We start from the raw sequence: 24,402 nt of genomic DNA, 5'->3' as shown, positions 1-24,402 counted from the left end.
GGCGCCCCGAACTGTGAGGCCTCACATTTCCGGGCGCCGCCCTGTCGTACTGGTGAGACGGACACACCGGCTCGGATGTGACGAGGAGGGAACCCGATGAACGACTTCCAGGCGATCGCGGACCGCGTCGAGATCGAGGCGCTGCGCGGCGAGTTCACCGACGCGGTGATGATGCGCGATCGCGACCGTCTCGCGTCGCTGTTCACGCCGGACGGCGCGCTGCGGATGCCCGACATCCCCGCCGAATTCGCCGGGCGGGACGAGATCCGCACCGGGGCCAAGCGACTGCAGGCGCAATGGGACTTCTTCGTACAGACCACCCACCCGGGCACGATCGAGGTGGCCGGCGACACCGCGACCGGTCGGGCCTACCTGCAGGAACTCGCCCGCACTCGCGACGGCCGTGAAGGGCTGAACTTCGCCATCTACCACGACCGCTACCGGCGCACCGGCGACGGCTGGAAGTTCGCCGAGCGGGTCTACGAGATGAGGTACCTCGACACGACGCCGCTCACCGGCTCGGCACCCGGCTCCGCGACCTCGTTCACCGACCCGGCCCCCGCCGAGCGCCTGGAGCGGGTGGCCGCCGCGCTCGAGGCGCACGGTTTCATGGTCGAAATCCTCGCCGACGCCGCCGCCGCGCGCAGCCGCGTGCGGGATCTGATCCCCGAGGGCGCGAGCGTGTTCACCGGGGCCAGCGAGACCCTTCGCCTGTCCGGGATCGAGGAGGACATCAACACCAGTGGCCGGTACCAGGCGATCAGGCCGCGTGTCGTGGCCATGGACCGCGCCACGCAGGCCGACGAGATCCGGTGCCTGATCGCCGCCCCGGACGTCGTCATGGGCAGCGTCGCCGCGGTCACCGAAACCGGCTCCCTCGTGGCCGCCTCGGGCAGCGGGAGTCAGATCCCCTCCTACGCCGGCGGCGCCGCCCGCGCGCTCTGGATCGTCGGGGCGCAGAAGGTGGTGCCCGATCTGGCCGCCGCGCTCCGCCGAGTCGAAGAGCACGCGCTCCCGCTGGAAGACGCCCGCGCGCGAGCGGTCTACGGGCAACCCAGTGCCGTCAACCGCCTTCTCGTGCTCAACGCCGAGCCGCACCCCGGACGCGCCACCGTCCTGCTGCTGCGTGAAGCCATCGGATTCTGAAACCACCGCGGCGCTTGCCCGCGCACCCGAAAAGCTATAACCTCTAGCCAAAGCTAGAAGCTATAGCTTGGGGGTGCGTGGATGACGGGGACGGTCGAGCGGCGCCGCCGGGTCGGTACGCGGCGACAGATTCTCGACGTCGCGGTCGAGGTGATGGCCGAGCGCGGGGTCGCCGGGCTGAGCCTGTCCGAGGTGGCGCGGCGGGTCGGCATCCGGCAGCCGTCGCTCTACAAGCATTTCGCGTCATTGCACGCGGTTTACGACGAGGTGTTCCGTGAGGGGGCGGAGCACCAGCGGGACGCGGTGGCCCGGGCGGTGCGGGGGAGCGCGCCCGGGCTGACCGCGCTCCTGGCCGCGATCGAGGCGATCGGGCGGCTCGCGATGGCGAATCCGGTGGTCGCGCAGTTGTTGTCATGGCGGCCCGTGCCGGATTTCACGCCGTCCGAGGAGGCGTTCCGGCCCAGTATCGAGATGGTGGAGATCGTGCGGGCAACGCTGCGGGACGCGGTCGCCGCCGGTGAACTCGATCCCGCGGCGGACTCCGACGACGGGGTCGCGCTCGTGTCGATCCTCGTTTCGGGTGCGCTGACCCAGCAACTGGCCAACGAGCCCGACGCCGGCTACGAAGCCGGTCGGTTCAGTTCGCTGCTGCCGCGCGCCTTCGCCATGTTCGTCCAGTACTTCGCGCCGAAGGCTGAGGAGCAGCCATGACACCCCAGGAGGCGGCGGTCGAAGGGCTGGCGGAGGTCGAGGCGTTGAACGCGCTGCTCGCCGAGCTTTCCGCCGACGACTGGGGCAAGGCCACCGCCAGCGCGGGCTGGACGGTGCGCGACGTGGTCGCCCACCTGGCGGGCCAGCACGTCGAATCGGCCCGGCCGTGGACGATTCCCGGCAAGCTACGGCGGGCTCGCCGCCGGTTCCCCGGCCGCACCGCGCTGGAGGCGCACAATGCCTTGCAGCTTCTCGAATACGGCGACCGGACGCCCGGCGAGTTGAGGGCCTTGCTGGTGCGGTTCGGGCCGAAGGCGGTTCGCGCCCGCAAGCGCGCGCCGGGGTTCATCCGGCGAAGAAGCTTCGCGCGGCTGTTCCCCGAAGAGCACCTGCCGGACCTGCGCTTCGCCTACCTCTTCGATGTTCTGTCCAATCGGGACACTTGGCTGCACCGGCTCGAAATCGCGCGGGCCACCGGCCGGACGTTCACCACGGGCGAGCACGACCGCGGCATCGTCGCCCAGGTGCTGCGCGACCTTGCCGGGACATGGGCCGGGCCTTCGCTCACCCTGACGCTGACCGGGGCGAACGGCGGAACGTGGGCGCTGGGGGCGGGCGAGCCGGTCGCGGTGGTGCGGGCCGGCGCCCTCGACTACCTGTGGCATCTCTCCGGTCGCGACGGCCGGCCGGCGGTCGACATCGACGGTGAGCCCGCCGTCGCCGCGGCGGTGCTGGGCGCCCGCGTCGAGTTCTGACCGCGAGTTCACGACTCCGCGGCGTAGAGGGCGGCGACGTCGTCGGCGTACTTGGCCAGCACGTACTCGCGCCGGACCTTCTGCGTCGGGGTCAGTTCCTCGCTGACGTCGAACCGTGCGGGCACGATCTCGAACCGCTTGACCGCCTCGGCGTGTGACACGGTCTGGTTGATCTCGTCGACCGCGCTCTGGACGGTCGCGACGAGATCGCGATCGTGGCGCAGGTCGGCGACGGTGGCGGAGGCCGGTTTCCGGTGGTCCTGCTTCCAGTCGGCGAACCCGTTGGGATCGAGGGTGACGAGTGCGCCGACGTACGGCCGCCGGTCACCGACCAGCATGCACTCCTCGATCAGCCAGTGCCCGCGCAGTCGGTCTTCGAACCTGGCCGGCGCGACGTTCTTGCCCGTGGCGGTGACGATCAGGTCCTTCTTGCGGCCGCTGATCGTCAGGTACCCGTCGTCGAGTCGGCCGAGATCACCGGTGCGCAGCCAGCCGTCCTCGTCGAACGCCTCGCGGGTGGACCGCTCGTCGCGCCGGTACCCGCCGAACACGCCGGGGCCACGGACCAGGACCTCGCCGTCGGCGGCGATGCGCACGTCCCAGCCCGGAAGCGGCCGGCCCACAGTGCCGATTCGCTGGCTCGCGGGCAGGTTCAGGGTGACCCCGGCGGTGGTTTCGGTCAGCCCGTACCCCTCGAGGATGTTGACCCCGGCGCCGCGCAGGAAGTGCGCCAGCCGGGGGGACAGCGGTGCGCCGCCGCTGACCGCGAAGGTCACCCTGCCGCCCATCGCCGCTCGCAGTTTCGCGTACACGAGCCGGTCGAACAGCCGGTGCACGATGCGCGACCAGGGCCCGGGGCGGCCGTGTTCCAGCGCGCGGCTGTAGGCGATCGCGGTCTCCTCCGCCACGCGGAACAGGCCGGCGCTCCGGGCCTTCGCGGCCTTGCGTGCAGCCGCGTTGTGCAGCTTCTCGAACACTCTCGGTACCGCCAGCACCAGCGACGGGCGGAAGGTCTCCAGTTCGGCGGCGATGTTCTTCACGTCGCTGGTGTGCGCGGTCAGCGCACCGTTGTGGATCGCGGCGAACTGCACGACCCTGGCGAGGATATGCGCCAGCGGCAGGAAGAGCAGGAGCGACGCGCGCTCGGTCAGCACCTGGTCGCTGATCCCGTCGGCGACCGCGACCGCACCCACCTCGCCCGCCAGGTTGCCGTGGCTGAGCAGGCATCCCTTCGGGCGCCCGGTCGTCCCAGAGGTATAGACCACTGTGGCCAGTGAGTCAGGAGTGACCGCGAGCCGCCGCTGCCGTACCGCTTCGCCCGGCACCGAGGCGCCTTCGGCTCCGAGCCGGTCCAGGGTGCCGGGGTCCATCGGCCAGACTCGCCCCACGGAGGAGACGTTCGCCTGCTCGACGATCGCGCGGCAGTGCTCGTCCCCGGTGAACACCGCGGTCGCGCCGGAATCCGCGAGCACCCACGCCACCTGCGCGGCGGAGGAGGTCTCGTACACCGGCACGGTCACCGCGCCCGCGGTCAGGATCGCGAGGTCGCAGAGCACCCAGGCGTAGCTGGTGCCCGACATGACCCCGACCCGATCCCCCGGCTTGATGCCCGCCGCGATCAGCCCGGCCGCGAGCCCGGCGACCTGCTCGGCGAACTCCCGCGACGTGACGGTCTGCCAGGTGCCATCGATCTTGCGGGCGAACGCGGCGTGCCCCGGATCGCGGGCCGCACGCTCGAAGACATCGTCGGCGGCGTTCATACGGCCAGCGTGCCAACCAGGCGGCCCGGGCACAGGGGCCAAAGTCCGGGAGCGCCGGGGTCTTACGCCCCTGGCTCGGGGCCGGTCCCGGAGTGTCTAAAATGGACTGCTGCGCGCCCGCACTACTGGCCGGGTGCCGCGCAGAGCGCGCGATCGCCGGCTTCGATCCGCAAGGTGAACAAGCCGATGGCGTCGGCTGTGAAAGGCCACCATTCACCGGTGTCCTCGCACCACACGTTTTCCTGGCCGCCGGCGACGAAAGGCCGGACCGCTGAGGTTACCTTGCGGTAGTAAAGGTTCACCGCTACGCCCCGCCGAGACGCTTCCGGAACGCCGGGCTCGGCGGGACAGTTTCGTCTAGGAGTCATGGTTACCCCTCGTCGGCTGCTCTCTGTCACCCACCTGATACCCCGTTCGCGCCTTCTCAAGCATTGCGGGCCGTTCGCCCGTTCGGCGGCCGCAAGACTTGCCGCGGACGCTTGCTGAGAGCGATCGTGAACCTCTACATTCGTTAAACCACCCGGTATTCCGGCGTCGAACGTGCGCCGGATCAGGAAGCTACACGTGCGTGAGTGGTCACCGGCGCGGGGCCGGCTTTGCCGTCCGGCGTCGATGACGGACCAAAGGCGGTCGGCACATGCGGGAACGGTATCGAGGCGGGCCGAAGTCGGACGGCCCGGGTAAGGGCACGGTGTACTCGGCATGGGAACGTTTCGTGCACGGCGAGGACGACGTGCACGGCGTGCGGCCCGAGGTGGCGATTTCCTGGCACCGGTGCCGCGAGCAGTACCGGGTCGACCCGTACCTGACCGAAGCTCCGGTGGCCGTCGCGGAGGTCGACCATACGCCCGAACACGATGTCGTCTTCGCCGAGCTGGGTTTTCGCGCCGCCTCCGTGGCGCATGAAGTAGGCAACGCCGGGGGCATCGTGACCGTCACCGACGCGACCGGCCGGATCCTCGCCGAATGGGGTGACCAGGCCACGCGCACCATCGCCGCCGACTGCAACCTGGCGCCCTGGTACTGCTGGTCCGAGTACGCGGCCGGGACGAACGGCATGGGCACGGCGCTCGAGGCGCACGCCCCGGTGATGGTCCGGGGTGCGGAGCACTGGTGCCAGGCGTTCCACAGCTGGGCCTGCGCGGGCGTCGCGGTGCGTGACGTGGTGACCAGGGAACCGATCGCGGTGCTGAACATCTCCTGCTGGCGCAGCCAGCTTCCCGCGTCCGTGGGCGCGTGGCTGATGAACGCCGCCAGGAAGACCCAGTGCACGCTGACGAGACGCGCTCGCGACGGTGGGGCCGAACTGGTCGCCGCGTACAACAACGCCAGGGCACGCTCCAGCGCACCGCTTGCCGCCGTGGACACCGCCGGCAAGGTCGTGATCGCCGACGACACGACGAGCGTGCTTCTCGGCGTCCCGGGCTCCACACCGGCGGTCGATCCGACGGTGCGCTGGAAACCCGGCCTGCCGGAACTGATCGGAGCCGCCCGGTACGCCAGCACGCAGGCGGCCCGCAACCCCGACTGGATCGGCTCGACCCAGATCTTCACCCATCTGGCTGACGAGCCGACACCGATCGGCATCCGGCCCGTCTTCCTGTCCGGGCACCTGGTCGGGCATCTGGTCTCGTTCGGGGTGTCCGACGGGGAGCAGCTCCCGCAGCCGGAGGGCGCCCCGCACTCCCCGGCGCAGCCGCGCCGGGTGGTCGCGACGCGCGACAACCGGATGGTGCTCCTGCGGCTGTCGGAGGTCTCCTTCGCCGAATCGGAGGGCAACGACGTCTGGCTGGCCACCGATCAGGGGCAGCTGCGGGCCGCCTCGCCGGGCCTGGACAAGCTCGACAGCGAGCTGGCGGATGCCGGTTTCCTGCGGGTGCACCGCCGGTATGTGGTCAACCTCAGCCGCATCCGGGAGGTCGAGCGGCGGCTCAAGGGTGAGCTGTTCCTGATCATGGACGGCGAGGCGACCAAGATGGTGCCCGTGTCCCGGCGGAACGCCCCGGCCGTACGCCGGGCGCTGGACATTTGAGGGCAGTTCCGTGCCGGAGAGTCCTGACGCCGGTTACGGAAGGAACTACGACCAGACCGCCGGCGCCCACCACGTGGTCCGGCGCCGCGCGCATCCCGCCGCGGGCGGGTACGGCCGCGACTGGTGGCCGGCCGACTTCGGCCACCCCGATGACGATGTCTACTGGGGCCCGGATCCGCTCACCGCGGCCCGGGACATCCGCGACACCTTCCGCCGCACCTGGGCCCCGAACCCGAGGCCGCCCCGATCGAGGAGCCGGGTCCCGAGCTCGTTTCGACCGCGTGGGCGACCGCCACCACCTTCCGGAACAGCGACAAGCGTGGCGGGGCGAACGGAGCGCGTATCCGCCTGGAGCCCCAGTGGAACTGGGAAGTCAACGAGCCCGGCACGCTCGCGAAGGTGCTCAGCACCCTGGAGCGGATCCAGGAGCGCTTCAACGACTCCCAGGCCGGAGCCACGAGGATCTCGCTCGCCGACCCCATCAAGGGCAACCGGCTGCCGCCCGAGTACCTGCTGGTCGACCGGGCGAACCTGCTGACCCTGAGCGCGCCCGAGATGACCGTGCTCGTCGGCGGCCTGCGCGTGCTGGACGCCAACCACAAGCAGTCCCCGCTCGGCGTCTTCACCTCGACGCCGGGGTCGCTGACCAACGACTTCTTCGTGAATCTGCTCGATAAAGTTCGTGCGCGATTTCGTGGCCGCGTGGGACAAGGTCATGAACCTCGGTCGGTAGCGGTTGCCTGCCAGGCACGAACGGTAGCCCGGGGCGGACGAACGGGACGCCGGTCCGGAATCGCCGCCAGGAGCGGAAGCTGTACCGACCAGCCACAAGGAGGTGAAGTCCCATGACGACGAGCGCGAAGGAACGAGCCGACCTGCTGAGCGAGATCGGGTTGGACGAGCAGAACAGGGCAGCGATCGGCCGAGTACTGGGGACCGGAAATGTCGCCAGGGCCACGGAGAGCGCCGATGGCCGGATGTCCGCGACAATCCGCATCCAGCCCGACGAAATCGCCTGGGACCCGGCGATTCTCGTGATGCCACACGGGGGTGATCTCGAACTGGAACTCATCAACGACGACCTGAACACGCATTGCGCGCTGTTGCCGAGCAACGGCGACAGGAAGTTCATCTGGCTGGTGAACCATTCGAAGGGAAAGGCGACCCTCAACCTGGACGGGCCCGGCTACTACTGGTACAGCTCGCCCACCGGGAACGACGAAGGCCGCGGGCTGACCGGCGCCATCGTCGTGCTCGGAGACGTTCCGCCGGAAGCCCGCCTCGACCGTCCCGACCAGCCGCGGCCGTAGGAAAGGAGTAGTCAATGACCGTCGATTACGTCGATGCGGGTGTCGCCATCGACCAGGGAACGCTGAGCGGCAAGACCGGGACGGCACCGGCCGTGGTTTCCAACGTCACCTACGAGCGGATTCTCGATGCCCGTTCGGAGCCGCAGAACTGGCTGACCTACTACGGCGCGTACAACGGGCAGCGGTACAGCCCGCTGGACCAGATCAACACCGAAAACGTCAAGCGGATCGGACCCGCCTGGATGTTCCAGGCCGGCACCAGCGGCATCATCGCGGGTGCGTCGACGTATGCGTTCGAGGCCACTCCGATCGTCGTCGACGGCGTCATGTTCGTCTCCGGCTGGGACGGCTGGCTCTGGGCACTCGACGCGAAGACCGGCCAGGAGATCTGGCGGTACAAGCACGCGGTCCCCTATGACGTCTCGCTGTGCTGCGGGAACGTGAACCGCGGCGTCGCCGTGGCCAAGGGGAAGGTCTTCATGGTCACCGGGAACGCCCACCTGCTCGCGCTGGACGCCACCACGGGTAAGCGGGTCTGGGACAGGACGTACGGAGACGTGCGGGCGGGGGAGAGCGCCACGGTCGCCCCGCTGGTCGTCAAGAACCTGGTCATCGTCGGCAGCTCCGGCGGGGAGTTCGGTGTGCGCGGGCACCTGGACGCCTTCGACATCGACACCGGAGAGCACTCCTGGCGTTGCTACACCGTGCCCAAGCCGGGGGAACCCGGCTCCGAGACCTGGCCGTCGGACGGCGAGGCGTGGGCGCGCGGCGGCGCGAACTGCTGGGTCACCGGCACCTTCGACCCGGAGACCAACCTGCTGTACGTGGGTACCGGGAACCCGGCGCCCGACTTCGACGGTGCGGTGCGCGAGGGCGACAACCTCTTCACCGACAGCATCATCGCGGTGGACGTCGACGCGGGCCAGATCCGCTGGCACTACCAGTGCACACCGCACGACGTATGGGACTACGACAGCATTTCGGAGTGCATCCTGTTCGAGTCGGGCGGGCGCAAGCTGCTCGGGCATTTCGACAAGAACGGCTACTTCTTCGTCGTGGACCGCACGAACGGCGAACTCGTCCAGATCACCCCCTTCGTGGACCGGATCGACTGGGGCGTGATCACGCGGGACGGCAAGGTCACCCCCAGGAGGTACCCGGACCAGGAGGGGGAGCCGGTGCACTTCTACCCGGGACCGGCCGGGGCCAAGGAATGGACACACGCCGCCTACAGCCCGAAGACCGGACTGTTCTACGTGCCGGTGCAGGATGTCGGCGCCACCGCCACCCGGCGGCGCCGGGAGTTCAAGGAAAGCATCCCGTACTGGGGCGCGGGCGTTCAGGTGGACGCCGAGGACATGACCGGTTCGGTCAGCGCCTTCGACGCAGGAGGCGAAGAGAAATGGCGCTGGCGCAACGAACTTCCGATGTGCGCGTCCCTACTGGCCACGGGTGGCGATCTGGTCTTCGCCGGTGAGCCGTCCGGAGAGTTCAACGCGATCGACGCCCGCACCGGGGAGCAGCTGTGGCAGTTCCAGTGCGGAAGCGGCCACCACGGCAGCCCGATCACCTACCAGGTCGACGGTAAGCAGTATGTCGCCGTGCCGGTCGGCTGGGGCGGCTGGATCGAGGGGTTCCTGCCCGGCATGCTCGGCGCCGGCCACGGAAGCGCGCTGGTCGTGTTCGCCCTTCCCGACTAGGGGCGCCCGTCCAAAAGCGACAGAGAGGAGGTGGATCCGTTGGAGTCTCAGCTCGCCGCGTGGGAGGCGCCCGAATTCGACGAGGTCGAAGTGGCGCCTGAGGTGACGATGTACGTCGCCCGGTTGGACGACTGACGAGCGAGGTCCGAAGGGCGCCGGACGTGCGTTCGGCGCCCTTCAGGCTACGTGAACACCAGCGGAAAGATGATCGCCGCGCCGATGAGCGAGATCCCGCTGAACAGATCGGACCGGATGCGAATCACGCGGGTCGCCATCCGTCCGACGCACAATCCGGCGAACGACATGACCGCCGTCACCGTCCCGAAAACCACGACCGGAATCGCCAGGGAAATCCCGAGGAATCCTAGCGTGGTGCCGGCGATGAGGTTGTCGACGCTCAGCGACAGCGGCATGCCGAACAGCGTCACCCACGGGTGATCCACCTCGTCCGGTTCCGGTTTCCGCAAGGTTCCGATCAGGAGGTAGAGCCCGTACAGGCCCATCGCGGCCGGTCCCACGTAATCCGCGACCGGATTGATCGCCTTCCCGAGGTAATGCCCGGCGAATCCGCCGACCAGTGGCGCCAGTGCGTCCCAAACCCCGAACGTGACCGCGATCTGCAAGGCGCGAGGCCATCCGAAGGGAATTGTGCCAAGGGCGATCGAGGACCGGAAATTGTCCAGGCTGAGACCGAACGCCAGGGCCAGCAGCGGAATGATGCCGAGCGCCACGTCACTACCTCCTAGCCCCGATGAGGCCGAGCGGTCAGCAGGTCTTCGTGCGTCCTTTCGTTGGCCGCGCGCACCGCCTCGGTGACGATCCCATGGTCCGGTGAGAGATGGCAGACCGGATCCGTGCGAGCCGCGTCGCCGGTGAGCTGGAACGCCTGGCACCGGCAGCCGCCGAAGTCGATGTCGCGGCGGTCGCAACTCCGGCAGGGATCCGGCATCCAGTCCGTGCCCCGGAACCGTTGGAACAGCGGTGAATCCGTCCAGATCGAGGCCAGGGAATCCTCGTGCACGCTCGCGCGCGGCAGCCCGAGCGAGTGGGCGGCAAGGCAGGGCAGGACGTCGCCGTTGGGCGCCACGATGAGTTGGCGCGCTCCCCAACCACCCATGCAAGGCTTCGGGTACCGGCTGTAGTAGTCGGGAAGGACGTAGAGGATGTCCATGGTCCCCGCCAGGCGCGCGCGGGCGGCGCGCACCACTTCCTCGGCCTGCTCCAGTTGCGCCCTGCTCGGCAGCAGCGCGGCGCGGTTGCGCCAGGCCCAGCCGTAGTACTGGGTGTTGGCCAGTTCGAGGCGGTCGGCCTCCAGCCGTTCGGCGCACCGCACGACCTCCGCGATGCGATCGATGTTCTTCCGGTGCAGCACGACGTTCAGCGTCAGCGGCCAGCCCAGTTCCTTCACGACATGAGCCGCCTCGATCTTCCGCTCGAACGACGGCGTACCCGCGATCCGGTCGGACAGCGCGGGTTCGTCGGCCTGGATGCTGATCTGCACGTGATCGAGACCCGCCGCGCGCAACTGTTCCGCGCGGGGCCGCGACAAACCGATCGCGCTCGTCACGAGGTTCGTGTACAGGCCGAGTTCGTTCGCGGTCGCCACGAGGTCCACCAGGTCGCGGCGGAGAAGCGGTTCACCGCCGGACAGGTGGCATTGCAGGACGCCGAGTTCGGCCGCCTCCGCGAGCACGCGCAGCCATTGATCCGTGCTCAACTCGTCCGCGTAGTCGGCCAGGTTGACCGGGTTGGAGCAGTAGGCGCAGGCGAGGGGGCACCGGTAGGTGAGCTCCGCGACCAGGCCGAACGGTCTATCCATCAGTGAGCTCCAGACATCGTCGAGCGGCGAGACGCGCGAGGAACCGCAGCACGTCGTCCCCGACGACGTGGTCGTAGCGCGCCCTCAGGTCCGCCACGATTTCGGCCGCCGTGCGATCGCCGTCGCACAGGCCGACGATGTCCGCGCCCGTCCGGTTCAGCACCACGACGGTTTCCGGCCCCAGCAGCACATGCCGGTCGCGCGCGCGATCGAACCGCAACCGCACATGCCTGCTGAGTTTGGGCCGGCTCGACGGGTCGGCCGCGGCGATCGCCGTCCCCATCGTCACTCCACGTAGGCCCGGTCGATCGCGTCCATCATGCTCCACAGCACGTCGCATTTGAACGACAGCGCCGCCACGGCCCGCGCCTGCTCCTCCGCCGACCGGCAGTACTCGGTCACCACCTCGAGGGCGTGTTCGGAATCGCGAGGCGCCTGCCGCAGCCGGGCGCGGAAGTACGCCAGGCCGCTGCCGTCGATCCAGGTGTAGTAGCGCTCGAACGCGGCCAGTCGCTCGGCCATCAGATCCGGCGCGAAGAGTTCGGTCAGCGAGGACGCCACTGCCTCGACCCACGGCCGGGTGCGCGCGAACGTCACGTAGGCATCGACGGCGAACCGCACCCCGGGCACCACGTGCCGGCCGTCTTCGACTTCTTCGCGGGCCAGGCCGACCGCCTCGCCCAAGCGCAGCCATGCCTCGATGCCGCCCTCACCGCCGACCGTGCCGTCGTGATCGACGATGCGCCGGATCCACCTTCGCCGTACTTCACGGTCGGGGCAGTTGGACAGGATCGCGGCGTCCTTGCGGGGGATGTTCTGCTGGTAGTAGAAGCGATTCGCCACCCAGCCCCGGATCTGCGGCGGGCTGAGCCGCCCCTCGTTCATCGCGACGTGGAACGGGTGGTGGTCGTGGTACCGCCGCGCGTGGGAGCGCAGCGCGTCGATGAAGCTGTCCGTCGCCGTCACCGTAGTGGTCATCGTCATCGCACCTCGATCTCAAGCCCGTCCACCGCGACTTCCATTCCTTGTTTCTCGACGAGCCGTCGCTCCGGCGAATCCTCCAGCAGGATGGGATTCGTGTTGTTGACGTGCAGGTAGACCTTCCGCTCGATGGGTAGCGAGGACAGCTGCCGGAGGCTCCCGTCGGGGCCGTCGATCGGGAGATGTCCCATCGCCCGCGCGGTCTTGCCGGCCAGGCCGAGTTCGCTCATCTCGTCGTCGCTCCAGCAGGTCCCGTCGATGAGCAGGCACGCGCAATCGTCAAGCTGTGCCAGCACGTCCGGGGTGAGCTGCTGCATTCCGGGCAGGTACACGGCGGCCCGGCCGGTACGCCGATCGGTCAGGCGATACCCGACCACATCGCTTGTGGTGCCGAAGCGGGCCCGTTTGGTGGTGGGCACATCGAAGGCCCGGTAGGACAACCCGCCGCCGAGCGGTTCCTCGACGCCGGGGACGACGGGTCGCCAATCGACCGGGCAATACCGTTCGAGAGTGCGCGATATCCCGGACCCGGACTCGAGTGTCTGCCGCGCTGCTTCCGTGGTGTAGAGCGGTATTCCGCGCCCTTCCCGCAGGAGCAGCAGTCCGAGTGTGTGGTCCAGTTCGGCGTCGGTGAGCAGTACCGCCTCGACCGGGGTTTCCCTGCCGTCCCGCGGATGCAGGGCGGGAAACGATTCGATCTGGGCCCGGATGTCGGGAGAGGCGTTGAACAAGAACCAGTGGCGGTAGTCGGCGCTCACCGCGATCGAAGACTGCGTCCGGGGGCGGCAGGGCCGGGAACCGTCGCGCGCGGCGCGGCAGCCCGGGCAGTCACAGTTCCACTGGGGGAAGCCTCCGCCCGCCGCGGAACCCAGTACCCGCAACCACATTCTCCGACCTCCGCCCCAACCTGCTAGTCCTCCAGACTGCCGAGGTACATCGTCACCTCAGGCGCGACCGCGACCTCGTCGAACTCGGGGGTCTCCCACGCCGGGGATGCAGCGGACTCCATGGTTCCCACACTTCCTCTCTGCCGTGCGCACAGAAACTCGGCCGTCGTTCGCGGGGGAGCGAAGGCGTTTCGGTTGCCGAGCCGTTCGTCGGCTAGAGCGTAAGAGGCGTTTCGGCCGGTGCCAAGAGACGACCAACCATGCTGAGACCGGCGACCGCTCGTTCGCCGTGAGGTACCGCTCGTAGGTCGAAGAAGGTCATCCGCTTGATCGCCATCACCGCCTTTCCCGCGACCCGAGGACAGCGGCCCCGTCGATGCCGGTGTCCTGAGCGGGACTCCCTCGACCACGGACACTCATGTTTGCCGTAACGCTCCGTCAGCGCTAGTGACTACTGGCTTTCGGTTGGCGGGGCCCGTCAACCGGGAAGATTGTTGCCCCCGGAGACGCCTCCAGAGAAGTTTGGGCTGTCGATGGGGGAGTGGTATGGATCCCGGCGTCCGAGAGGGCCGCTGGACCGTTGCTGCCGACGGATAGCCTTCATAGCTTGGAGTGCAACTTTTCGCGTGGCCGTTTTGTCCCGTTTCCACCATTTCAGCTTCATCTGAGACCCCAATTCGCCGTGTCAAACGACAATACCGCCGATCGGCGAACAAGAAAGCCATGTCCCCGTTGTGGACGAACCGTGCGTCATGCTGACGCGATAAACCGTTACGCGTCTCCGGTACCTTCTGGCCGCGCGTCGGACGTATGTTGGACGCTGTGCGAATGCGGCCTGCGGGCAGTCGGGTCATTGGCGTGCCACTTGGGCTGGTGTTCGTTCTCATCGGCCTGGGCGCCTTCATGGAAGGTGCCCCGATATTCGAACGTCTGTGGTTCGGAGTTTGGCTCGTCTCGGGGCTGTGGCAGCTTTTCGCTGCCTGCTTCAGGGGCGTCACCCTCGATGAGACGGGCGTCACCGAACAAGGCTGGACACGTCGCAAGCACGTCACGTGGGATCAAGTGGAGTCCGTGGAACTCGGTTGGGTCGGCGCAACGGGTCGCACTGGCCGTTCCCTGTACGGCCCGGTACTAAAACTGAACGACGGGAAACAACTCCGGATTAGGTCACTCGGGGCGCCTATCAAGCCTAAGCGGCTTCCGGGTTCTCGAGCAGAAAGGGAAACGGACAGCATTCGAGCCTACTTCGAGACTGTTCGCGACCCCCGCCGTTGACCTGCCGCCGGAGTAGCCGCTAATCATCGTCGTCTGCCGCGTACTCAGCAAAGCATCACAGCCGAGCGGTACGTCACTGTCGACAGAGTTGCAGATCGGGTCGATCCCGAGTGCGAGTGGCGGTGCACGTGCGACGCGATGGACATCGTTAGCCGTGGTGGGGTCGCAACCTCCGGACTGATCCACCGCCTGATGTCGTACCGGAGCCAGCGAGTCGGCGGCGACCAACAACCTGCTCACCGCACTTCGTGACCGGGCAGGCGCCTCGACGGGAGCGACGATCACGGCAGACAGCAAGTCCTCCGTGGTCGCGGACCTCCGGTTGACGGAGCTGCAGGACTCAGTGGACGCGAGGGAGATAGCGCCGAACTCGCTGGAGCAGGTCGATACGCCGCGCGTGGACACGCTGCTCAAGACGATCCGCAAGCGGCGGACCGCGTCCACGACGAAAACGGTGCGTAGTGTCTTCTCCGGGATCATGGGCCTGGCCGCCCGACGCCGCCGAAGACCGACAGCGGCGAACGGACGCTCCCGCTGCCTGCGTTCGCCGTGAACATGCTCCGCCGTAGGCGACGGCTCGCAAAGCTGGACTGGGATCTCACGCCCAGTAGCGTGGCCCTCGCTAACCCAGGACGTGTACGTGGGCCGGAAGGTCGCCAACCCCGCCGCTGCGGACGTTTTCGGGAGGGCTTGGGTACGTAGTCAGCGGGGAAGGGTTGGGTTTCGGTTGGCCGTGACCTTGAAAGCAAAAACCCCAGGCCTGTGACCTGGGGAAAGAGTGCGCCATCAGGGACTCGAACCCCGAACCCGCTGATTAAGAGTCAGCTGCTCTGCCAATTGAGCTAATGGCGCCCGCGAGGAGTTTTCCCCTCAGCGACGAGGAAAAGGTTAGCACGCCCGGACACCCGCCTTCACGGAGGGTCCCCACCGGCCCAACCCAATGCTGGTCCTCACGGAACGCCCCCAGCGCACGCCCACGCAACAAGCCGCACCGCGGGGCTCCGGGGGCTCGGCCACCGGGAAATACAACGAACCCCACCACGCGAAGCCGCAACAAGCGGCGAGCGTGGTGGGGCCATGGGGTGAGTGACGGGACTCGAACCCGCGACATCCTGGACCACAACCAGGTGCTCTACCATCTGAGCTACACCCACCATGCGAGGAACCGGCGCCGGTCAACCTCAGCCGGGATATCGTAGCGTGCCGCTCCGGCGGGTGCGCACGGGGTTATCCACCATGCTGCCGCTGCACCTCAGCGGCCGCGGAGCGAGCCTGGTCGCTGGTCGGCCCCGGCTGCGGCACGAACGCCGTCCGCCGGTAGTAGTCGAGCTCGCCGATGGACTCGCGGATGTCCGCGAGGGCCCGGTGGGCGAGGCCTTTCTCGGGCTTGGCGTAGTAGATCCGCGGGTACCAGCGCCGGACCAGCTCCTTGACCGAGGACACGTCCACCATCCGGTAGTGCAGGTGGGCGTCGAGGGCCGGCATGTCGCGGGCGATGAACCCGCGGTCGGTCGCGATGGAGTTGCCCGCCAGCGGCGCGCTCCTGGCGTCCGGCACGTACCGGCGGACGTAGGCGAGGACCTGCTGCTCCGCTTCTTCGAGGGTGATCGCCGAGCGGCGGACCTCGTCGGTGAGCCCGGACTTGGCGTGCATCTCGCGGACGACGTCGGGCATGCTGGCCAGCATCTCGTCGTCGGCGTGGATGACGAGGTCGAGGCCGTCGCCGAGGACGGTCAGCTCGGCGTCGGTCACCAGGACGGCGATTTCGATCAACGCATCCTTGGCGAGGTCGAGCCCCGTCATCTCGCAGTCGATCCAGACAAGACGGTCGGTCACCGAAAAACCTTAACGCGCCCGGGTGCCCGCAGGTGACACGACACAGCGGAACGGGCCGCCCCCGACCACGGCCCGTTCCGCTGTTCCCCGACCCGCTCAGCCGTTCTCGATCTGGTTCACGATGGTCTTCGCGTCGTTGATCGGGATCGCGAACCCGATGCCGACCGATCCCGCGGACGACGACGGGCTGTAGAGCGCCGAGTTGATGCCGATCACCTGGCCGGCCATATTGACCAACGCGCCACCCGAGTTGCCCTGGTTGATCGCGGCGTCGGTCTGGATGGCGGTGTAGCTGGGCGAGTCGCCCGACCGGGCGGACGTCTGATCGAACGGTGAGGACTGCTGCCCGCCCGTGCCGATGTCCGACAGCTGCCGGTTGAGCGCGCTGACGATGCCGGACGTGACGGTGTTCTGCAGCCCGGCCGGCGATCCGATGGCGACGACCTCCTGCCCGACCTGCAGCTGGCTCGAGTTTCCCAGCGTGGCGGCGGTGAGGCCGCTCGCGCCTTTCGCCTGCAGGACGGCGATATCCGCCTTGGTGTCGGCGCCGAGCACGCTCACCTGGTACTTCGTGCCGTCGGACAGGGTGATCGTGACGTTGCCGACCGCGCCGGACACGACATGCGCGTTGGTCAGGATCTTGCCGTCGGCACTGAGGATCACGCCCGAGCCGATGGCTTCACCCTGACTGGTGGTGACGTTCACCTGAACGACGCTCGGCAGCACCTTCGCGGCGGCCGCGCTGACGTCGGTGCTGGTGGTCCCGGAGACCGCGGTGGCGGCCGCGGTGGAGTTCGATCCCGCGGACGAGCCACCCTCGAGGCCGACGATGGCGGCACCGCTGGCGCCGCCGACCAGCGCCGCCGCGACCGCGGTAGCGCTGACCAGCGCCGCGACCCGCTTCTTCTTGCGGGGCGGGGGTGCGAGGGCGGGCCCGGCCGGGGTGGGCTGGTGGGCGTAGTAGTACGGGTAGCTCTGCTGCTGCGGCTGGTACCCGTCCGCGTGGCCCGGCCGGAAGTCGTTCTCGCTCATGGCATCCAGCTTCGGACTGGTTGTTGTGAAATACCTGTGGAACAACCTGGAAAATAGCTGAGAAGAATTTCCTGAGAATTCTCAGCGGATTCTTCGGGGCAACGGCGGCCAGTGCAGGCCGCGGTCCGCGGCGAGGTGCCGGGCGAGTTCGGCCCAGGCGGTCGGCGCCACGAGGCCCGCCGGCCTGGTGGGATCGATTCCGGCCGCACGCAGGGTTCGCGGGCGCGCGACGACTCGGCGAACCGGTTGGTGCGGGTCTCGGTACGCGGTCGCCAACAGTGTCCACAGTGGTCTTTCCGGCACCGGCTTCCCTCGGGTGACCACGATGTGCGCAGAATCGACGCGCGGTGGTGGGGAGAAACAGTGCGCAGATATCCGCGAGGCGATCCGGATTTCGAAGCGCGCGGCCCACCAGGCTTGCTCGAGATCTCGCGGGACCGTGGCGGCCAGCCGCCTGGCGAAGCCCCATTCGACGATCAGCGCGGCCCGCGTCAGCGTCGTGCGCCGCGAGCCGAGCAGGCGCCGGAGCAGGGCGGTCGAGAGAGCATACGGAATGCTCGCGACGACCGAGAACCGCTTGTGCGGCAAAGGAACCTGTCGTGCGTCGGCCTGGATTACCCGGACGTTGTCACGCTGAGCGAACCGGTTGTGCAGCTTTCGGATGAATTCGGGATCTCGTTCGACCGCGAGGATGCGCGCGCCGGTTTCCGCCAGATGAGTGGTGATGGCGCCTTGACCGGCGCCGAACTCGACGACGAGATCGGTGTGATCGAGTGGGCAGGACTGGACGAGTTTGCGGGCGATCCGGGGCACGGCAAGGAAATGCACACCACCGGAATGCCGGGCACGGGGTGCCGCTGGCATGAAGACTCCACGTCATGAGAAGGGAAGGAGAGCTCATGACGCAGCGGCCGGGCCGAAGGCTGCGAGAAAGCCGCTGCGTTCAGGCGAGCCGCGGCCGGGGCCGGGCGCACACCACGCAGGACTCCCACAACGTTCCCATGGCCTCGACGCTAGCAACCGGGGCAACCGGTTTTCGGGCCGTCCGGAATTGTCGGTGGTCGTCGTTATGGTGACCGCATCCGATCCGACCATGGAGGTTCCTGATGACGAGCACCCTGCACCAGCCCGCCGTACTGCACGCCGAGGGCCCGTTCGATCTCGCTGCGTCCGCACGCTTCCTCGAAGGGTTCACGCCCGCGGCGAGGCCTGACGCGGCGGGCGAGCCGGGCGTGCTGAGGCTCGCGTTCCCAGTCGAGGGGAGCTGGCGGCATGCTGGTGCGCTGGTGCGGCAAAGAACGCTCGGCAGCGTCGAGGTTTCCGTTGTGGCGGGGGAAGAGGAGGCCGAGGCGGTGGTCCGTCAGGTGCGGCGGATCCTCTCGCTGGATGTGGACGGCGAGGGCTTCCTCGCGGCCGGTGAGCGAGATCCCGTGGTGGGGCGGCTGCAGGCGCGGTATCCGGGGTTGCGCCCGGTGCTGTTCCATTCGCCGTACGAGGCGGCATGCTGGACGATCATCGGGAATCGGATCCGGATGTCCCAGGCGGCGCGCATCAAACAGCGCATCGCCGAACGCCACGGCGAGGCCGTCGAGGTCGGTGGCCAGCGGCTCGCGTCGTTCCCCGAGCCCCGGGCATTGCAGGCGATCGAGCAACCGATGGGCCTGCCGGAGGTGAAGATCGAACGGTTGCGCGCGATCGCCCGCGCTGCGCAGGAAGGGCTGCTCGAGGCGGAGTCCCTGCGCGCCTTCGACCCCGGGGAAGCGTTAGAGCGCCTCCAACAGTTGCCGGGTATCGGGCCGTTCTCCGCGCAGCTGATCCTCGTCCGCGGCGCGGGCCACCCCGATGTCTTCCCCGACAAGGAGCAGCGGCTGCATGAGGAAATGCGCGAGCTGTACGCCTTGCCGGCGGCCACGGCGGCCGATCTAGCCGCGGTCGCGGACGGCTGGCGCCCGTACCGAAGTTGGGTCGCGCTGCTGTTCCGGAGTCACCGGGAGGCCCGCCTGGCCGAGCAGTCCTGAACGGCGCGCCTGAGCGTCGGACAGGGGTGATGCCAAACGAGCGGAGGTGATACCGCGCCGATCGATGCCGAGCCGATGCCGAGCCGACCGTCTGTCGTGGCCACCGCCAGACCACGCCGTGGCCGCAGCCCAGCCCCGGCCATGGCGCGGCCACAGCCACGGTTGCGTTCACGGTCGCGGCCACGCCCAGAGACGGCCAGAGCACGGTCACCGCCGCAGCCACGGTGCGGCCCCGGCCAGGGCACGGCCGCAGCCGCAGTCACGGCACGGCCACAGTCACGGCTACGGCTGGCCGCAGCAACAGCCATGGCATGGAGGTTGGCCTCCTGTCGATCGTGTCGGCCTACGTCCGGGCGGGGGTGATAACAGAGGCCCGACATCCGATGTGGTGAGCTGCGCCCGTGCATCTCGCGGACACAGGTGATCTCGTCTCGCCGGTCGGGATCTTCGGCGCGCAGCCGAATCCGGCGGTGTGGGTGCCGCTCGTGACCGGCGGCCTCGCGTTACTGCTGGTGCTGTCGGGCGCTCCGTGGCGGCTCGCGCGCAACATCATCACGATCGTGCACGAGGCCGGGCACGCGTTGGTCGCCGTGCTGGCGGGCAGGCGCCTGCAGGGCATCAAGCTGCACTCGGACACGTCCGGGGTGACGCTCTCGCGCGGCCGTCCGTCCGGGCCGGGCATGGTGCTGACCTCACTCGGCGGATACCCCGCGCCGGCCGTGCTCGGGCTGGGGTTCGCGGCGCTGGTCGCCGCCGATCGCGTCACGGTGCTGCTCGCCATCGCCGCGATGCTGCTGCTCGGCGTGCTGGTGATGGTGCGCAACGCTTATGGCGTGCTGTCCGTCGTGCTCACGGCGAGCGGGCTCGCCGCGGTGGCGCTCGTCGCCGGGCCTCAGGTGCAGGCCTGGTTCGTGTACCTGATCACGTGGTTCCTGCTGTTCGGCGGCATCCGGCCGGTGTTCGAGCTGCAGAGCAAGCGGCGTCGCGGCGCGGCCCGCGATTCCGACGCGGATCAGCTCGCGAGGCTGACCGGCACGCCGGCGGCCCTGTGGGTGCTGATGCTCGTCGTCATCACGGTCGGCTGCCTCCTGATCGGCGGTGCGTGGCTGCTGGAGCCCGCGCTGCAGCGGTGAGCTGCCGGTACGGCACACTGGAGTCCGCGAAAGCGGGGAAAGGAAGGTGCGCTGTGCCCGACGAGGTGGCCAAGGCGGTCGAGGAATGCGCGCGGGCGGCCAAGGTGGCGGCGCCGGCGCTGGCCACGGCACCGGACGAGGCGATCGACAGCGCACTGAAGGCGATGGCGCGCCTGCTGCTGGAGAATCGCGAGACGGTGCTCGAGGCCAACCGTGCCGACGTCGCGAAGGCCCGCGAGGACGGCATGAGCGCGGGACTGTTGGACAGGCTCACCATCACCGGCGAACGGCTGACCGGAATGGCCGAGCAGCTGCGACTGCTCGCGGGCGCGCCGCATCAGGAGCGGTCCATCCCGGTGTCCACTTTGGACGGCGGGCTGCGGCTCGTCGAGCGGCGGCGCCCGGTCGGCGTGATCGGCGCGAACTACGAGGCGCGGCCGAACGTCACGGTCGATGTGGCCTCGCAGCTGGTGAAGTCGCGGAACGCGGGCGTGCTGCGCACCGGATCGGCCGCGCTGGGGTCGGCGCAGCGCCTGCTGGACGTCGTGATCGCGCCCGCGCTCGCCGAGGCCGGGATCGACTCCGACGTCATCCAACTCGTGCCGCGCGTGGAGCGTGAGGCAGCGGGTGCGCTGGTCCAGCTGCCGAATCTGGTTCCGCTGGTGATTCTGCGTGGCAGCGGCGAGAGCACCAGGTCGCTGGCCACCGAGGCCGCGACGCACGGTGTTCGCACGCTGGCCCATGCCGACGGTGGCGGCGTGCTGTACGTCGACGTGGCCGCGGACGCCGAAAAGGTCCGGTCCCTGGTGTTCACCAGCCTGGACCGGCTTGGCGTGTGCAACAGGCTGAACCTCCTGCTGATCCACTCGGCGGTGTACGACCGGGTCTGGCCGGTGATCGCCGAGGCGCTGGCGGAGCGGAAGGTGATGCCTTCGCTCGCGCCGCATGACCATGCGATCGGCTACGAGTGGGCGCTGGACTCCGACCGTGAGGCAACGGTCACCGTCGCGCGGGTGGAAACGCTGACGGAAGCCGTGCGGATCGCGAACGAGCAGACCTCGGGTCTGGCAGCCGGAATCGCGACCGAAGACAGCGCCGCCGCGGAGGCCTTCTTCGACGGCTACACCGGCACCGGTGTCTTCTGGAACGCCCCGACCCGGCTGCTCGACGGGTTCAAGCTCCTGGCCGTGCCCGAGACCGGTATCAACCTGGACAAAGTGCCCGGCCCGCGTGGCCCGGTCACGTACAAGGATCTTTACGTGCGCCAGTTCGCGGTGCTGCCGGCCTGAGGTTCTCGGCTGTGCCGGAGCGGGTACTGGACAAGGTGCCCGGCCCGCGTGGCCCGGTCACGTACAAGGACCTCTACGTGCGCCAGTACGCGGTGCTGCCGGCCTAAAGTCCTCAGCCGCGCCGGAGCGCGTACGGCCGTAGTCGCGCGTAACCGCGCACAGCGGCTGGGCGGCGTGGCCGGACCGAGTACCCGCGTGCCGAAGCCAGGTCCCTCGCCAGCTCCCGGTCGACGAGGATCGTGCCCGGGCGGGCGATCGAGGTCAGGCGGGCGGCCAGGTTCACCACCGACCCGTACACATCGCCGAGGCGGCTCAGGATCCGGCCGGCCGCCATGCCCGCCCGCACATCCGGCGAGCCCGGATCCGCCGAGGTCCGTTCCGTCAGCGTCAGGGCGATCTCGGCGGCGTCCACCGGGCTGTCGGCGACGAAGAGGACCTCGTCACCGATCATTTTCACGATCCGGCCGTGGTGCTCGGCCACGACCTCCGTCGCCAGCGCCTCGAAGCGTTCGAGGATCTCGCTCAACTCCGTCTCGCCGATACGCCTGGTCAGCCGCGTGTACCCGACCATGTCGACGAATCCCGCCACTTCGGTGCGCGCGCCGGGATCGTCGTCCGTGGACACCATGGCCCGGCCGGCGAACGCCGCCAGATGCCGTCGCCAGACGAAGTCCTGCACCCGCTCCAGTTCGGGCACCAGCCGCGCGACCAGGAGCTCCACCTTCCGGTCATCGCGCAGGAGCTCCTCGTTCTCCGTGATCAGCGTCCACAGCATGTGCACCTGCCACTCGGCCAACCGCGACAGATGCTGACCGAGTGCCCTGGTCACGGCCGTCTCCAGCGGTGCGTCCAGCAGGCCGGAGGAGATCAGCTGATCCGCTGTCCGCACCGCTTCGACGTCGGCGTCGGTGAACACGACTTCCTCGTCCGAGACCGTCGCGAAGCCGAGCGCCCGCCACAGTCGCGCCGCCCGCTCGATGCCCACGCCCGCCTTCTCCGCGACCTGTAGCCGCGTGTACCGGCGCTCGCCGCCGAGGAGGATGCGCTCCAACCGCTCGGGGTCCACGCGAGATCCAGGCTCAGGTCGTGTGCACGATCAGCACATCGACCCCGGACTTGCGCGCGACCTCCGACGGGACCGAGCCGAGGATCCGCCCGGCCAGCGTGTTGAGCCCCCGGTTGCCGACGACGAGCAGGTCCGCCGACCGCTGTGACACGACCTTCCGCAGCGCCTCCACCGGATCGCCGACGACCGCCGCCGTCTCGACGTTCGTCGCGCCCTGCTTCACCGCGCGGTCCCGGGCGGACTGCAGCGTGTCCTCGGCCGGCGCGGAGCCGACCACCTGGTAGGCCTCGTCACGCAGGACGTCCTGCGCCTTTTCGACCTCGCTCTGGCTCGCCGGGTAGTAGGCGCAGACGATCACCAGCCGCGCTTCCGCATCGGCCGTCACCGACGCGGCCCGGTCGACCGCGCGAAAGGACGAATCCGAACCGTCCGTCCCTACGACAACAGTGTGATAAGCCGTCATCCGAGTCCCTCCGGGCCATGCACGCCGAACCGCGTGGCTGAAGGTTACTCGCCAGTCGGTTTGCTCGCAGCCCCGTTCGGGTTAGCATTTTTCGGATGCGGTGCCGGGCGCGGGGTGGCCGGCTTGGTGGGCTGCTCCTCCGGCAGCGGCTCGACCGCGGGAGCCGCGTCGGTGAGCACCGAGGTCGCCTCCGTGAGCACGGTCCTCGCCGCCTTGACCTGCTCGGCGATGCCCGCACGCAACGACCGCAGGGCTTCGACCCGCTCGGCGGCGGCGTTGATCCGCTTGTTCGACTCCTCGGTCGCCTCGCGGACCCGGCGCCGGGCCTCGTCGGTCGCTTCGGCGAGCCGGGCGTTGGCTTCGGTGATCGACGCCTGCTTGCGGCGGTTGGCGTCCTCGAGCGACTCGCGGCGGCGGCGTTCGAGCTCCTCGTTGGTCGTCCTCTCCTCCTCGGCGACCTTCGTGCGGATCTCGGTGGCCTCCTCGGTGGCTTCCCGGACCCGGCGCTCGGCCTCGGCCTTGCTGGCGGCCTCCTGCTCGGCGAGCGCACGCATGGCCTCCGTGCGCCGCGCCGCCATGGCGATCTCGAAGTCCTCTTCGACCTTGGTCCGGCGCTGCTCGGCCTCGGCGTCGAGACGGTCGCGCTCCTGTTTGGCCCGCTGCTTGATCGACTCGGCCTCGCCGCGGGCGGTCTCGAGCACGTTCCGGTGCTCGGCCTCCATCTCCTTGCGCCGCGTGTCGAGTTCGGACAGCAACTGCTCGTAGCGCGCCCGCATGGCGCTCGCGTCGGATTCCGCCTTCGCCCGGATGTGCCCGGCTTCGGCTTCCGCGCGCGCCCGGGTGTCCGCCGCTTCGTCCTGCGCCAGCCGGAGCATCCGCTGCAGACGCTCGGACAGCCCCTCGACGGTGGTCGGCGGCTGGCCGAGCCGCTCCACCTGGCCGCGCAGGTTGTCGATCTCGCCGCGCGCCGCTTCCAGTTGCCGCGCGAGGTCGCCGGCCTGGGTGATCGCGGCATCCCGGTCGGCGGCGAGCATCTTGAGGTCACCGTCGAGCCGTTCCAGGTGCTCGTCCACCTGATGCCGGTCGTAGCCGCGCTTCGCCAGATCGAAGCCGGCGCCCAGCGGTACAAGCTCCCGTTCGTCGCCAAGGCTCATGTCATGAGGGTAGCCGTGACGCGGAGCGTCTCCGC

Annotated in this window: 26 protein-coding genes, 2 tRNA genes and 1 pseudogene; 13 read left to right on the top strand and 16 right to left on the bottom strand. The window is 69.1% G+C overall.

The window, feature by feature from the left end:
• Window positions 1-96 precede the first annotated feature (96 nt).
• The 3 genes from FG385_RS17695 to FG385_RS17685 all read left to right on the top strand — a co-directional run bounded on the left by FG385_RS17695 (window position 97) and on the right by FG385_RS17685 (window position 2,612).
• Window positions 97-1,146, top strand: a complete 1,050-nt coding sequence (locus FG385_RS17695) for a nuclear transport factor 2 family protein (protein WP_139097846.1) — start codon at window positions 97-99, stop codon at window positions 1,144-1,146.
• Window positions 1,147-1,227: 81 nt separating this feature from the next.
• Window positions 1,228-1,857, top strand: a complete 630-nt coding sequence (locus FG385_RS17690; RefSeq protein WP_139097845.1) for a TetR/AcrR family transcriptional regulator — start codon at window positions 1,228-1,230, stop codon at window positions 1,855-1,857.
• Window positions 1,854-2,612: a maleylpyruvate isomerase family mycothiol-dependent enzyme gene (locus FG385_RS17685; RefSeq protein WP_139097844.1), complete on the top strand. Its 759-nt coding sequence runs from the start codon at window positions 1,854-1,856 to the stop codon at window positions 2,610-2,612. The genes FG385_RS17690 and FG385_RS17685 overlap by 4 nt, the downstream gene beginning before the upstream one ends.
• 8 nt (window positions 2,613-2,620) lie before the next feature.
• Here the strand turns inward: FG385_RS17685 and FG385_RS17680 are convergent, their stop codons facing one another.
• Both FG385_RS17680 and FG385_RS17675 read right to left on the bottom strand, forming a co-directional pair.
• Window positions 2,621-4,372: an AMP-dependent synthetase/ligase gene (locus FG385_RS17680; RefSeq protein ID WP_139097843.1), complete on the bottom strand. Its 1,752-nt coding sequence runs from the start codon at window positions 4,370-4,372 to the stop codon at window positions 2,621-2,623.
• A gap of 122 nt (window positions 4,373-4,494) precedes the next feature.
• Window positions 4,495-4,674: a hypothetical protein gene (locus FG385_RS17675; protein ID WP_139097842.1), complete on the bottom strand. Its 180-nt coding sequence runs from the start codon at window positions 4,672-4,674 to the stop codon at window positions 4,495-4,497.
• A gap of 335 nt (window positions 4,675-5,009) precedes the next feature.
• Between FG385_RS17675 and FG385_RS17670 the strand changes: the two genes are divergently transcribed.
• The 5 genes and pseudogenes from FG385_RS17670 (at window position 5,010) to pqqA (FG385_RS17650) (ending at window position 9,549) form a co-directional block, all read left to right on the top strand.
• On the top strand, window positions 5,010-6,404 hold the full coding sequence (locus FG385_RS17670; protein ID WP_139097841.1) for a DNA-binding protein: 1,395 nt from the start codon (window positions 5,010-5,012) through the stop codon (window positions 6,402-6,404).
• Between the two features lie 264 nt (window positions 6,405-6,668).
• Window positions 6,669-7,137 (top strand): annotated as a pseudogene (locus FG385_RS17665) (catalase/peroxidase HPI); the annotation flags it as partial.
• 112 nt (window positions 7,138-7,249) lie between these two features.
• Window positions 7,250-7,714: an MSMEG_3727 family PQQ-associated protein gene (locus FG385_RS17660; protein WP_139097840.1), complete on the top strand. Its 465-nt coding sequence runs from the start codon at window positions 7,250-7,252 to the stop codon at window positions 7,712-7,714.
• A 14-nt stretch (window positions 7,715-7,728) separates the two neighbouring features.
• Window positions 7,729-9,414, top strand: coding sequence for a PQQ-dependent dehydrogenase, methanol/ethanol family (locus tag FG385_RS17655; protein ID WP_139097839.1), 1,686 nt, complete (start codon window positions 7,729-7,731; stop codon window positions 9,412-9,414).
• Between the two features lie 39 nt (window positions 9,415-9,453).
• Window positions 9,454-9,549 carry a pyrroloquinoline quinone precursor peptide PqqA gene (gene pqqA, locus FG385_RS17650; protein ID WP_139097838.1) on the top strand — a complete coding sequence of 32 codons (96 nt, stop codon included), beginning with the start codon at window positions 9,454-9,456 and terminating at the stop codon, window positions 9,547-9,549.
• A 47-nt stretch (window positions 9,550-9,596) separates the two neighbouring features.
• On the opposite strand, the gene FG385_RS17645 is transcribed toward pqqA (FG385_RS17650), so the two are convergent.
• The 6 genes from FG385_RS17645 to pqqA (FG385_RS17620) are packed head-to-tail and all read right to left on the bottom strand — an operon-like array spanning window position 9,597 to window position 13,223.
• Window positions 9,597-10,145 (bottom strand): manganese efflux pump MntP, encoded by a 549-nt coding sequence (locus tag FG385_RS17645; RefSeq protein ID WP_139097837.1) that lies wholly within the window; start codon window positions 10,143-10,145, stop codon window positions 9,597-9,599.
• A gap of 11 nt (window positions 10,146-10,156) precedes the next feature.
• Window positions 10,157-11,233, bottom strand: coding sequence for a pyrroloquinoline quinone biosynthesis protein PqqE (gene pqqE, locus FG385_RS17640; protein WP_139097836.1), 1,077 nt, complete (start codon window positions 11,231-11,233; stop codon window positions 10,157-10,159).
• Window positions 11,226-11,516 (bottom strand): pyrroloquinoline quinone biosynthesis peptide chaperone PqqD, encoded by a 291-nt coding sequence (pqqD, locus tag FG385_RS17635; protein WP_139097835.1) that lies wholly within the window; start codon window positions 11,514-11,516, stop codon window positions 11,226-11,228. Before pqqD ends, pqqE begins: the two co-directional genes overlap by 8 nt.
• A 2-nt stretch (window positions 11,517-11,518) precedes the next feature.
• Entirely contained in the window at window positions 11,519-12,211 is a 693-nt protein-coding gene (pqqC, locus tag FG385_RS17630) for a pyrroloquinoline-quinone synthase PqqC (protein ID WP_407645505.1), read from the bottom strand.
• Window positions 12,212-12,213: 2 nt separating this feature from the next.
• Entirely contained in the window at window positions 12,214-13,101 is an 888-nt protein-coding gene (pqqB, locus tag FG385_RS17625) for a pyrroloquinoline quinone biosynthesis protein PqqB (protein ID WP_139097833.1), read from the bottom strand.
• 23 nt (window positions 13,102-13,124) lie between these two features.
• Entirely contained in the window at window positions 13,125-13,223 is a 99-nt protein-coding gene (gene pqqA / locus FG385_RS17620; protein WP_139097832.1) for a pyrroloquinoline quinone precursor peptide PqqA, read from the bottom strand.
• A gap of 688 nt (window positions 13,224-13,911) precedes the next feature.
• On the opposite strand from pqqA (FG385_RS17620), the gene FG385_RS35625 reads away from it, so the two are divergent.
• The gene (locus tag FG385_RS35625; protein WP_139097831.1) at window positions 13,912-14,376 is read left to right on the top strand and encodes a PH domain-containing protein; all 465 of its coding nucleotides are present in this window, start codon (window positions 13,912-13,914) and stop codon (window positions 14,374-14,376) included.
• Window positions 14,377-14,698: 322 nt separating this feature from the next.
• A complete protein-coding gene (locus tag FG385_RS17610) occupies window positions 14,699-14,929 on the top strand; it encodes a hypothetical protein (RefSeq protein ID WP_139097830.1) in 231 nt (76 codons plus the stop codon).
• 226 nt (window positions 14,930-15,155) lie between these two features.
• Here the strand turns inward: FG385_RS17610 and FG385_RS17605 are convergent.
• The 5 genes from FG385_RS17605 to FG385_RS17585 all read right to left on the bottom strand — a co-directional run bounded on the left by FG385_RS17605 (window position 15,156) and on the right by FG385_RS17585 (window position 18,108).
• Window positions 15,156-15,228 (bottom strand) — tRNA-Lys (locus tag FG385_RS17605).
• A 226-nt stretch (window positions 15,229-15,454) separates the two neighbouring features.
• Window positions 15,455-15,530 (bottom strand) — tRNA-His (locus FG385_RS17600).
• Between the two features lie 73 nt (window positions 15,531-15,603).
• The gene (gene orn, locus FG385_RS17595) at window positions 15,604-16,212 is read right to left on the bottom strand and encodes an oligoribonuclease (protein ID WP_139097829.1); all 609 of its coding nucleotides are present in this window, start codon (window positions 16,210-16,212) and stop codon (window positions 15,604-15,606) included.
• 96 nt (window positions 16,213-16,308) lie between these two features.
• Window positions 16,309-17,244 (bottom strand): S1C family serine protease, encoded by a 936-nt coding sequence (locus FG385_RS17590; RefSeq protein WP_139097828.1) that lies wholly within the window; start codon window positions 17,242-17,244, stop codon window positions 16,309-16,311.
• 81 nt (window positions 17,245-17,325) lie between these two features.
• Window positions 17,326-18,108: a ribosomal RNA small subunit methyltransferase A gene (locus FG385_RS17585; protein ID WP_139097827.1), complete on the bottom strand. Its 783-nt coding sequence runs from the start codon at window positions 18,106-18,108 to the stop codon at window positions 17,326-17,328.
• 242 nt (window positions 18,109-18,350) lie between these two features.
• Between FG385_RS17585 and FG385_RS17580 the strand changes: the two genes are divergently transcribed.
• The 3 genes from FG385_RS17580 to FG385_RS17570 all read left to right on the top strand — a co-directional run bounded on the left by FG385_RS17580 (window position 18,351) and on the right by FG385_RS17570 (window position 21,684).
• Window positions 18,351-19,262, top strand: a complete 912-nt coding sequence (locus FG385_RS17580) for a DNA-3-methyladenine glycosylase family protein (protein ID WP_139097826.1) — start codon at window positions 18,351-18,353, stop codon at window positions 19,260-19,262.
• Window positions 19,263-19,705: 443 nt separating this feature from the next.
• A complete protein-coding gene (locus tag FG385_RS17575) occupies window positions 19,706-20,395 on the top strand; it encodes a M50 family metallopeptidase (RefSeq protein ID WP_200834508.1) in 690 nt (229 codons plus the stop codon).
• A 53-nt stretch (window positions 20,396-20,448) separates the two neighbouring features.
• Window positions 20,449-21,684, top strand: coding sequence for an aldehyde dehydrogenase family protein (locus FG385_RS17570; protein ID WP_139097824.1), 1,236 nt, complete (start codon window positions 20,449-20,451; stop codon window positions 21,682-21,684).
• 112 nt (window positions 21,685-21,796) lie between these two features.
• Here the strand turns inward: FG385_RS17570 and FG385_RS17565 are convergent, their stop codons facing one another.
• Genes FG385_RS17565 through FG385_RS17555 form a run of 3 tightly spaced genes read right to left on the bottom strand, consistent with a single transcriptional unit; the run spans window position 21,797 to window position 24,367 of the window.
• Window positions 21,797-22,750 (bottom strand): adenylate/guanylate cyclase domain-containing protein, encoded by a 954-nt coding sequence (locus FG385_RS17565; protein ID WP_139097823.1) that lies wholly within the window; start codon window positions 22,748-22,750, stop codon window positions 21,797-21,799.
• Between the two features lie 13 nt (window positions 22,751-22,763).
• The gene (locus tag FG385_RS17560) at window positions 22,764-23,213 is read right to left on the bottom strand and encodes a universal stress protein (protein ID WP_139097822.1); all 450 of its coding nucleotides are present in this window, start codon (window positions 23,211-23,213) and stop codon (window positions 22,764-22,766) included.
• A 44-nt stretch (window positions 23,214-23,257) separates the two neighbouring features.
• Entirely contained in the window at window positions 23,258-24,367 is a 1,110-nt protein-coding gene (locus FG385_RS17555) for a coiled-coil domain-containing protein (RefSeq protein WP_139097821.1), read from the bottom strand.
• Window positions 24,368-24,402 lie beyond the last annotated feature (35 nt).

Origin of the sequence: Amycolatopsis alkalitolerans (assembly GCF_006152065.1) — a bacterium.
In the GTDB taxonomy this organism is placed as follows: domain Bacteria; phylum Actinomycetota; class Actinomycetes; order Mycobacteriales; family Pseudonocardiaceae; genus Amycolatopsis_E; species Amycolatopsis_E alkalitolerans.
The sequence above is the reverse complement of the archived record's forward strand: the minus strand, read 5'-3'. Positions and strand labels throughout refer to the sequence as shown.